The sequence below is a fragment of the Streptomyces sp. ID05-26A genome (assembly GCF_033794685.1).
In the GTDB taxonomy this organism is placed as follows: domain Bacteria; phylum Actinomycetota; class Actinomycetes; order Mycobacteriales; family Pseudonocardiaceae; genus Lentzea.
In genome coordinates, this window is sequence record NZ_JARAYZ010000001.1 from 1,168,305 (window position 1) to 1,178,127 (window position 9,823).

The 9,823-nt window shown below is 68.3% G+C and carries 7 protein-coding genes; 4 read left to right on the plus strand and 3 right to left on the minus strand.

The window, feature by feature from the left end; translation table 11 throughout:
• The first annotated feature begins 306 nt into the window (after nt 1–306).
• Together PV646_RS05595 and PV646_RS05600 are read left to right on the plus strand one after the other, a co-directional pair.
• Nucleotides 307–3,939 carry a multifunctional oxoglutarate decarboxylase/oxoglutarate dehydrogenase thiamine pyrophosphate-binding subunit/dihydrolipoyllysine-residue succinyltransferase subunit gene (locus PV646_RS05595; RefSeq protein WP_500340392.1) on the plus strand — a complete coding sequence of 1,211 codons (3,633 nt, stop codon included), beginning with the start codon at nt 307–309 and terminating at the stop codon, nt 3,937–3,939.
• A 78-nt stretch (nt 3,940–4,017) separates the two neighbouring features.
• Nucleotides 4,018–4,197 (plus strand): DUF6104 family protein, encoded by a 180-nt coding sequence (locus tag PV646_RS05600; protein WP_030471325.1) that lies wholly within the window; start codon nt 4,018–4,020, stop codon nt 4,195–4,197.
• A gap of 1 nt (nt 4,198) precedes the next feature.
• Here PV646_RS05600 and PV646_RS05605 read toward each other — a convergent pair whose 3' ends face one another.
• The gene (locus PV646_RS05605; RefSeq protein ID WP_500340393.1) at nt 4,199–5,191 is read right to left on the minus strand and encodes an aldo/keto reductase; all 993 of its coding nucleotides are present in this window, start codon (nt 5,189–5,191) and stop codon (nt 4,199–4,201) included.
• A gap of 156 nt (nt 5,192–5,347) precedes the next feature.
• Between PV646_RS05605 and PV646_RS05610 the strand changes: the two genes are divergently transcribed.
• The gene (locus PV646_RS05610) at nt 5,348–6,514 is read left to right on the plus strand and encodes a S8 family peptidase (protein WP_500340394.1); all 1,167 of its coding nucleotides are present in this window, start codon (nt 5,348–5,350) and stop codon (nt 6,512–6,514) included.
• A 38-nt stretch (nt 6,515–6,552) separates the two neighbouring features.
• Here PV646_RS05610 and PV646_RS05615 read toward each other — a convergent pair whose 3' ends face one another.
• Nucleotides 6,553–7,437, minus strand: coding sequence for a hypothetical protein (locus tag PV646_RS05615; protein ID WP_500340395.1), 885 nt, complete (start codon nt 7,435–7,437; stop codon nt 6,553–6,555).
• Between the two features lie 177 nt (nt 7,438–7,614).
• Between PV646_RS05615 and PV646_RS05620 the strand changes: the two genes are divergently transcribed.
• Nucleotides 7,615–8,787 (plus strand): S8 family peptidase, encoded by a 1,173-nt coding sequence (locus PV646_RS05620; RefSeq protein WP_500340396.1) that lies wholly within the window; start codon nt 7,615–7,617, stop codon nt 8,785–8,787.
• A gap of 131 nt (nt 8,788–8,918) precedes the next feature.
• On the opposite strand, the gene PV646_RS05625 is transcribed toward PV646_RS05620, so the two are convergent.
• The gene (locus PV646_RS05625) at nt 8,919–9,800 is read right to left on the minus strand and encodes a hypothetical protein (RefSeq protein ID WP_500340398.1); all 882 of its coding nucleotides are present in this window, start codon (nt 9,798–9,800) and stop codon (nt 8,919–8,921) included.
• Between the last annotated feature and the right edge of the window lie 23 nt (nt 9,801–9,823).

Genomic DNA, 9,823 nt, shown 5'->3' on the forward strand with positions numbered 1-9,823 from the left:
ATCACTGCACTCGGTGCGTATGCCCGTCCAACAGCTCAGTGAGCATTACCCGAAAGGGAGGCGACGTAGTGAGACGCACATCAAGAATTGCTCAACTGCGGGTGACGGCGGGCCCTGTCCTGATCGATCCTGTGACCGAGCACTCCTTGCCTTGTGCCTCCAGTGTGTGAAGGCCCGGGCCAGGGGGACTAACCTGGCTACCGCATGAGTCAACACCAAGAGCGAGATGGATAGAGGCGAGCGACAGCCGTGTCCAGCAGCAGTCCTGCGTCACAGTTCGGGCCGAACGAATGGCTCGTCGAGGAGATGTACGAGCAGTTCCTCGCGGACCCGTCATCGGTAGACCCGGCATGGCACGACTTCTTTGCCGACTACAAGCGTGCGGGCGGCAACGGTAGCGCCGCCACGGCCAGCGCGGGTGGCTCCACGAGCACCACGACCGCGACCGTGACGCCGCCGGCCGCCGACAACGGCAAGCCCGCGCCCGCCGCACCCAAGCCTGCCGCCGCGCAGCCGAAGCCCGCGGCCACGCTGCCGCAGACCGGCAAGCCCGCGCCGCAGCAGGCCGCGAAGGCCGCCCCGGTCAAGCCGAGCGCGCAGCCCGAGCAGAAGCAGTTGCGCGGTGCCTCCGCCGCGATCGCGAAGAACATGGAGCTGTCGCTCACCGTTCCGACCGCGACCAGCGTGCGTGCCGTGCCCGCGAAGCTGCTGGCCGACAACCGCATCGTCATCAACAACCACCTGAAGCGGACGCGTGGCGGGAAGGTCTCCTTCACGCACGTGATCGGCTACGCGGTCGTCCGGGCGCTGCAGGCGTTCCCGAACATGAACCGCCACTACGCCGAGGTCGACGGCAAGCCGTTCGTCGTCACGCCGGAGCACGTCAACTTCGGTCTGGCGATCGACCTGCCCGGCAAGGACGGCAGCCGCACGCTGGTCGTCGCGTCGGTCAAGGGCTGCGAGAACATGACGTTCACGCAGTTCTGGCAGGCCTACGAGGACCTGATCCGCAAGGCCCGCGGCGGTTCGCTGACGGCGGACGACTTCTCCGGCACCACGATCTCGCTGACCAACCCCGGCACGATCGGCACGAACCACTCGGTGCCGCGTCTGCAGGCCGGTCAGGGCGCGATCATCGGCGTCGGCGCGATGGAGTACCCCGCGCACTTCCAGGGCACCAGTGAGCAGGCGCTCACGGACATGGGCGTCAGCAAGATCATCACGCTGACCTCCACGTACGACCACCGCATCATCCAGGGCGCGGAGTCGGGCGAGTTCCTCAAGCGCGTGCACCAGCTGCTGCTGGGCGAGGACGGCTTCTACGACGACATCTTCGCGTCGCTGCGGCTGCCCTACGAGCCGATCCGCTGGGTCGCCGACATCCCCGAGGGCGCCGTCGACAAGACCGCCCGCGTCATCGAGCTGATCGACGCGTTCCGCACGCGCGGTCATCTGATGGCCGACACGGACCCGCTGAACTACCGCCAGCGCTCCCACGCCGACCTGGACGTGCTCAGCCACGGCCTGACGCTGTGGGACCTGGACCGCGAGTTCCCGGTCGGCGGCTTCGCCGGCAAGGAGCGGATGAAGCTCCGCGACATCCTGGGCGTGCTGCGCAACTCGTACTGCCGCACCGTCGGCGTCGAGTACATGCACATCCTCGAGCCCGAAGAGCGCCGCTGGATCCAGGAGCGCGTCGAGGTCCCGCACGAGAAGCCGCCGGCCACCGTGCAGAAGTACATCCTCAGCAAGCTGAACGCCGCCGAGGCGTTCGAGACGTTCCTGCAGACGAAGTACGTCGGCCAGAAGCGCTTCTCGCTCGAGGGTGGCGAGACCGTCATCCCGCTGCTCGACGCGGTGCTCGACAAGGCCGCCGAGCACGAGCTCGACGAGGTCGTCATCGGCATGCCGCACCGCGGCCGCCTCAACGTCCTCGCGAACATCGTCGGCAAGCCGATCTCGCAGATCTTCCGCGAGTTCGAGGGCAACCTCGACCCCGGTCAGGCGCACGGCTCCGGCGACGTGAAGTACCACCTCGGTGCCGAGGGCAAGTACTTCCGCATGTTCGGCGACGGCGAGACCAAGGTGTCGCTGACGGCGAACCCGTCGCACCTCGAAGCGGTCGACCCGGTGCTCGAGGGCATCGTGCGCGCCAAGCAGGACCTGCTCGACAAGGGCGGCGACTTCTTCCCGGTGCTGCCGGTCGCCATGCACGGTGACGCGGCGTTCGCCGGTCAGGGTGTCGTGGCCGAGACGCTGAACCTGGCGCTGGTCCGCGGTTACCGCACCGGTGGCACGGTCCACATCGTCGTGAACAACCAGGTCGGCTTCACCACCGCGCCGGAGAACTCGCGGTCCTCGAAGTACTCGACCGACGTCGCGAAGATGATCGGCTCGCCGGTCTTCCACGTGAACGGCGACGACCCCGAGGCCTGCTACTGGGTCGCGAAGCTGGCCGTCGAGTACCGCCAGGCGTTCGCCAAGGACGTCGTGATCGACATGGTCTGCTACCGCCGCCGCGGCCACAACGAGGGCGACGACCCCTCGATGACGCAGCCGGCGATGTATGACGTGATCGACCAGAAGCGCTCGGTGCGCAAGACCTACACCGAGTCCCTGATCGGTCGTGGCGACATCACGGTCGAAGAGGCCGAGAAGGCGCTGCAGGACTTCTCCAGCCAGCTGGAGCACGTCTTCAACGAGGTCCGCGAGCTCGAGAAGCACCCCGTGACGGTCAGCCCGTCCGTGGAGGCCGAGCAGCAGATCCCGGCGAAGCTGCCCACGGGCATCAGCCGCGAGACGCTCGAGCACATCGCGGACGCCCACGTGAACCTGCCGGAGGGCTTCACGCCGCACGCGCGCGTCAAGCCGGTGCTCGACCGCCGCGCCAAGATGGCGCGCGAGGGTGGCATCGACTGGGCGTTCGCCGAGCTCCTCGCGTTCGGCTCGCTCGCGATCGAGGGCCGCAACATCCGCCTGGCCGGCCAGGACTCGCGCCGCGGCACGTTCGTGCAGCGCCACGCGACCCTGATCGACCGCAAGACCGGCGCGGAGCACACGCCGCTGCAGCACCTGTCCGACGACCAGGGCAAGTTCATGGTCTACGACTCGGTGCTGTCGGAGTTCGCGGCCGTGGGCTTCGAGTACGGCTACTCGGTGGCGAACCCGCAGGCACTGGTCCTGTGGGAGGCGCAGTTCGGCGACTTCGTCAACGGCGCCCAGCCGATCATCGACGAGTTCATCTCGTCCGGTGAGGCCAAGTGGGGTCAGCGTTCCGACGTCGTGATCCTGCTGCCGCACGGCCACGAGGGTCAGGGCCCCGACCACACGTCGGGCCGCATCGAGCGCTGGCTGCAGCTGTGCGCCGAGGGCTCGATGACCGTCGCGGTGCCGTCGACTCCGGCGAACTACTTCCACCTGCTGCGTCGCCACGCCCTCGACGGCGTCGACCGGCCGCTGATCGTGTTCACGCCGAAGTCCATGCTGCGCCTCAAGGCCGCGGTGTCCGGGACCGACGAGTTCATCAACGACCGCTTCCACTCGGTCATGGACGACCCGACGATCAAGGACCCGAACGCGGTCACGAAGGTCCTGCTGTGCAGCGGCAAGATCTCCTACGAGCTGCACGCCGAGCGCGAGAAGCGCGGCGGCGGCGACGTGGCGATCGTGCGCGTCGAGCAGCTCTACCCGGTCCCGGCCCGCAAGCTGACCGAGACCCTGGAGCGCTACCCGAACGCGAAGGACGTCCGCTGGGTGCAGGAAGAGCCGGCGAACCAGGGCGCGTGGCCGTTCTACGGCCTGGCCCTGCCGGAGCTCCTCCCCGAGCACCTGGGCACCGTCCGCCGCGTGTCGCGCCGCCCGATGGCCGCCCCGTCGGCCGGTTCGAGCAAGGTGCACGAGGTCGAGCAGCGCGAGATCATCACCCGCGCGTTCGAGTAAGCCGGTACTGAACGAAACGAGCCGCCGGATCCACCAGGGTCCGGCGGCTCGTTTTTAAGCCCTCACAGGAGTTTCGCCATGTACCACACCGATCGCGGCATCGAGGAGCTCGAGAAGCGCCGCGGCGAGGAGGAGGTCACGTTCGCGTGGCTCGCCGACAAGCTGCGGGAGTTCGTCGACGCCAACCCCGACTTCGAGACGCCCATCGAGCGCTTCGCCACGTTCCTGGCGCGCGACGACGACGACTTCGAGGACTGAGCTACCAGGCGTAGGCCTCCGGCGCCGGCTTCGACCCGTTCGGCCCCGGCGCCGGGAACAGCTCGTCCAGCTTCGCCAGCACCTCGGCGTCGAGCTTCAACTCCGCGGCACGCAACGAGTTGTCCAGCTGCTCGATGGTGCGCGGCCCGATGATCGGCGCCGTGACCCCGTCCTGGTGCAGCAACCAGGCCAGCCCGACGTTGGCCGGGTCCTCGCCGATCTCGGCGCACAGCTTCTCGTAGGCCTCGATCTGGTCGCGGCTCTTCTCCAACGCGTCTGCGGAACGCCCTGAAGCGGACCGGGAGACCCCACCTTCACGCTGCTTGCGCAGCACGCCACCGAGCAACCCGCCGTGCAGCGGCGACCACGGGATCACGCCGAGGCCGTAGTGACGAGCGGCCGGCAGCACCTCCAGTTCGGCCCAGCGGGTCATCAGGTTGTAGATCGACTGCTCGGACACCAGGCCGAGGAACCCTCGGGTGCGCGCGGCCTCGGCGGCCTGGGCGATGTGCCAGCCCGCGAAGTTGGACGAGCCGAAGTAGATGACCTTGCCCTGCTGCCTCAGTACGGAGAAGGCCTCCCAGATCTCGTCCCACGGCGTGTCCCGGTCGACGTGGTGCATCTGGTAGAGGTCGATGTAGTCGGTCTGCAGGCGGCGAAGGGACGCGTCCGCGGCGCGGCGGATGTTCAGCGCTGACAGCTTGGTCTCGTTCGGCCAGTCACCCATGCTGCCGTAGAGCTTGGTGGCGACGACGGTCCGCTCGCGGCGGGTGCCGCCCTGGGCGAACCAGTTGCCGATGATGTTCTCGGTGACGCCCTCGCCCTTCTTCCAGCCGTAGACGTTGGCCGTGTCGAAGAAGTTCAGTCCGTGTTCGTGGGCGCGGTCCATGATCGCGTGGCTGTCGGCCTCGGACGTCTCGGGACCGAAGTTCATCGTGCCGAGGCACAGGCGGGAGACGGACAGGCCGCTGCGACCGAGCTGGGTGTACTCCATGGCTTCCACCCTGCCTCGCGGCGCGGCATTGTGCCACGTGGAGTTGCTCCAGCTCGCCACAGAGTTGACAGTATTGGGGACCAAATTTTCTCCCCTGTCATTTCACCCACTCGTGAAGTTACTTTTCATCGCGTTCGCCCCTGCCTGGAGGAACCGATGAGAATCAAGATCTGCATTGCGGCGGCATTGTTCGTCACCGTTCTTCCCACCCCTGCCGCCAGTGCGGAAAAGGATGTCGTCGGCACTGGCGACGCCGTGGCGAACAGCTACATCGTCGTCCTGAAGGACGGTGCCGACGTTTCCCCGCCGACGTTGCTGCGCAAGTACAAGGGCACGCTCAAGCGGACCTACAAGGCCACGATCAGCGGTTTCTCTGTCCGGGAGATGTCCGAGAAGCAGGCCAGGCGCCTTGCGGCCGACCCGAGCGTCGACTTCGTGCAGCGCAACCTCCGGATGTCCGTGCAGGACACGCAACGCGGCCCGGTCTGGGGGCTGGACCGCATCGATCAGCGCGCTCTCCCGCTCGACAACAGTTACACCTATCCGGCTGCCGCGGCCGAGAACGTGCGCGCCTACGTCATCGACACCGGAATTCGGACCACCCACTCCGAATTCGAGGGACGCGCGTCGAACGGCTACGACTTCATCGACGACGACCCGATCGCGGACGACTGCAACGGGCACGGCACGCACGTCGCGAGCACGATCGCGGGCCGGACGTTCGGCGTGGCCAAGCGGGCGCAGGTCGTCGGGGTCAAGGTGCTCGGCTGCAACGGCTTCGCGGAGGGCGACAGCGTGCTCGACGGCATCGACTGGGTCACCGCGAACGGCGTGCGCCCGGCCGTGGTCAACATGAGCCTCGGTGCCCAGGGCGACAACCCCGCCCAGGACCGGGCGATCCGCCGTTCGATCGCGGCCGGCTTCACCTACGTGCTGGCCGCGGGCAACTCCGGTCAGGACGCGTGCGGCTTCACCCCGGCGAAGCTGCCGGAGGCGATCACCGTGGCCGCGACCGACCGCAACGACAACCGCGCGGTGTTCAACTGGCGCGAGTCGTCGAACTTCGGTCCGTGCGTCGACATCTGGGCGCCCGGCGGGGAGATCCGGGCCGCGTCGCGCAACGGCGACTTCGCCACCGAGGTCCGGGGCGGCACGTCGATGGCGGCCCCGCACGTCGCCGGCGCCGCGGCGCTGCTCCTGAGCGCGAACCCGAACGCAACGCACCAGCAGGTGCGCGACGCCCTCGTGAACGGCGCGAGCACCCCGAACCTGCGCGACATCCGCGACGGATCGCCCGACAGGCTGCTGCGCGCCGGGAACTAGAACCGGCGCACAGTCGTGGGAGTGGCGAGCGAGGGCCGCTACTCCCACTCCCACTTGATGCCGTAGACCCAGCCGGGCTGGGCCTCGTGCACGACGAGGTGAGCGGAGGCGGTCGTGCCGATCCACAGCTCACGGGTGTCGGCGTCCGGCGCGCCCGGTTCGGGACGGCTGAAGCTGTGACACCGCACCGGAACCGCGTCCGGGTGGAACTCGACCTCCAGCACGTAGTCACGGAGCGGCCGGACGAACCGGCGGTCCGCGGAGACGCTGTCCGCGCCGGGGTCGGAGGTGTAGCGCAGGTCGACGAGCGCGGTGTCCCCCGCCCGCAGCACCCGGTCGAGGATGATCTCCGCGACGTACAGCTTGTGCTCGTCGTCCCTGCGCACCCGGCCGACCCGGCACGACCTCTCGGCGAAGATCCCGCCGGGCGAGCGGTCGTCCTCGTCCGCGTACTTCGCGACCAGGATCCGGTCCACGCCGTCCTCAAAAGCCTCGATCACCGAACTGGTCCGCATCTCGACCTCGCGCCGGTCCGGGCCGATCACCGTCAGGTCCCGGACGGACAGGTACTTCGCGGGGTACGGCAGCAGCTTGTCGACGCGGGCGATGGCGCGGCCGAGGTCGATCGCGGCCTCCTGCCAGATCCCCTCCAGCGCGGCGGCCCGCTCGACCCACCGCCCGCGCGGCCTCTTGTCGCCGAGGCTGCCGGTCAACGCCCCCGGCTCCACCCGCAGGATCTCTTCGAGAGCAGCGACGGCCTGCAACGACTCCGGCCGTTCGGGACGGCTGCGCCCACGCCGCCAGTACGAGAGCGTCGACAGGCTCACCTGCAGGCCGCGCAGTTCGAGGTGGTGCTGGATCCGCTCCAGGCTGAGTCCGCTGGCCTCCACGGCCTTCGTCAACGCCCCGGCGAATTCCTGCACGACCGAATGCTACGGCCCGTGATCGAATCCGGCTCGCCCAGCCACGGCGAGTGGCTGAAAACGGTATCGACACAGTTTTGACAGTATTGAGAACTGAAGTTTCGAACCTGTTATCCGAAGCACATGTCGAGTTAGTTTCTTCGTGTTCCCCAGTTCATTCCCTGCCAGGAGGAACTCATGGCACTTCGGCGTCATGTCGCCATCGCCGCGGCATTGGGCATCGCCTCCACGGCGATGTGGACGCCCACCGCGATCGCCGAACAGGCAGTGCTCCCCGGTGCGGGCGCACAGGCGGTCGAGGGCAGCTACATCGTGGTGCTGAAGGACGGAGCGCGCACCCCTGCCAGCGCGTTGGCGTCCCGCTACCAGGGCAACGTCAAGCACACCTACAGCGCCGCGCTGAACGGGTTCTCGGTCACCGGAATGTCCGAACGTCAGGCGCGGCGCCTCGCGGCCGACCCGGACGTGCAATTCGTCGAGCGCAACACGTTCGCCACGATCCAGGCCACTCAGTCGAACCCGACGTGGGGTCTCGACCGGATCGACCAGGCGAACCTGCCGCTGAGCAAGTCCTACACGTACCCGAACACCGCGTCGAACGTGACGGCGTACGTTCTCGACACCGGAATCAGGAAAACGCATTCCGAATTCGAGGGCCGGGCGAGTGACGGTTACGACTTCATCGACAACGACGCCGTCGCACAGGACTGCCAGGGCCACGGCACGCACGTCGCCGGCACGGTCGGCGGCAAGACCTACGGTGTCGCGAAGAAGGCCAAGCTCGTCGGCGTCCGCGTCCTCGACTGCAACGGCAGCGGCGCGTGGGACGGCATCATCCGCGGCATCGACTGGGTGACTGCCAACGGCAAGAAGCCCGCCGTCGTCAACATGAGCCTCGGTGGCAGCGGCACGAACAGCTCGTTGGAGAACGCGGTCAGGCGCTCGATCAGCGCGGGCTTCACCTACGTGCTGGCGGGCGGCAACAGCGGCCAGGACGCCTGCAACTTCACCCCGGCCCGCACGCCGGAGGCGATCACCGTCGGCGCCTCGGACCGCACCGACAAGCGGTCGATCTACTCCGCCGGCTCGTCGAACCACGGCAAGTGCCTGGACATCTGGGCACCGGGCAGCGACATCACGAGCGCCTCGCACAGCAACGACACCGGCACGCGGTCCATGGGCGGCACGTCGATGGCCTCCCCGCACGTAGCCGGAGCGGCCGCGCTCCACCTGAGCGCGAACCCGTCCGCGACGCCCGCCCAGGTGCGCAACGCCCTGGTCGGTGCCGCCACGCCGAACAAGCTGACCGACATCAAGACGGGTTCCCCGAACCTCTTGCTGAAGGTCTAGGGACTTGCCGTCGCCGCCTCCCTGCAGCGGCGACGGCCATCCTGGGCGCCCTCGATGCCCACGGCCGAATGCGGCTCGGCCGAAGCATCATCACAACTGGGGGGCGCTTGCGGTGGGAGTGGGAGTAGCGGCTACTCCCACTCCCACCGCACTCCATAGATTCCGGGCTTCGAGTTCCGCACGTGGATGTGCGTCGACGCCGTCGTCCCGATCCACAGGTCGTTCAGAGCGGTCTCCGGCTCGTGCAACGACGGCCGGGCGAACTGGAAACAACGTGCGGGCACCGCGTCCGGGTGGAAGTCGATCTGCAGCGTGTAGTCGTTCACCGGGCGCAGGAACCGCCGGTCGCACACCTCGCTGTCGGCCCCCGGTCTCATCCGGACCACGTAGTCGACCAGGGCCGTCTCGCCCGCTCTGAGCATCCGGTCGAAGAGGATCTCCGCGACGAGGAACCCCGTCGAGTCCTCACTGCGCACTCGTCCCAGCCGGCACGGTGGCCCCGCCTCGATCGACGGCACGCCGAGGTCCGTGGCATCGGCGAGCTGGATCGCGAGGAACCGGTCGACGCCGTCCTCCAACGCCTGGATCACGCCCGTGCAGCGGTTCGAGACCTCACGACGATCCGGCCCGACCACCTGCCGGTCCTGCACGCTCAGGTACGTCGACGCCGTGGGCTGCAGCCGGTCGATCCGCGACATGACGTCGCCCAGGTCGGTGGCACGCGAGTCCCACATGTCCTCCAGGGACAGTGATTGGTCCACCCAGCGGCCCCGTGGCCGCTTGTCGCCCAGCCGGTCGGTCAGGAAGCCCTCACCGAGGTCGAGCAGTTCCTCGAGGGCGGCGACGACCTTCAGCGACTCCGGGCGTTCCGGACGGCTGCGGCCGCGGCGCCAGTAGCTGAGCGTCGAGATGCTGACCTGCATGCCCCGAGCGGCCAGGTGGTGCTGGATGCGTTCGAGACTGAGGCCGCTGTTGTCGACGGCTTTCGTCAGGGCCTCCGCGAAATCCACCACGGGGACACCGTACGGCCCCGCAC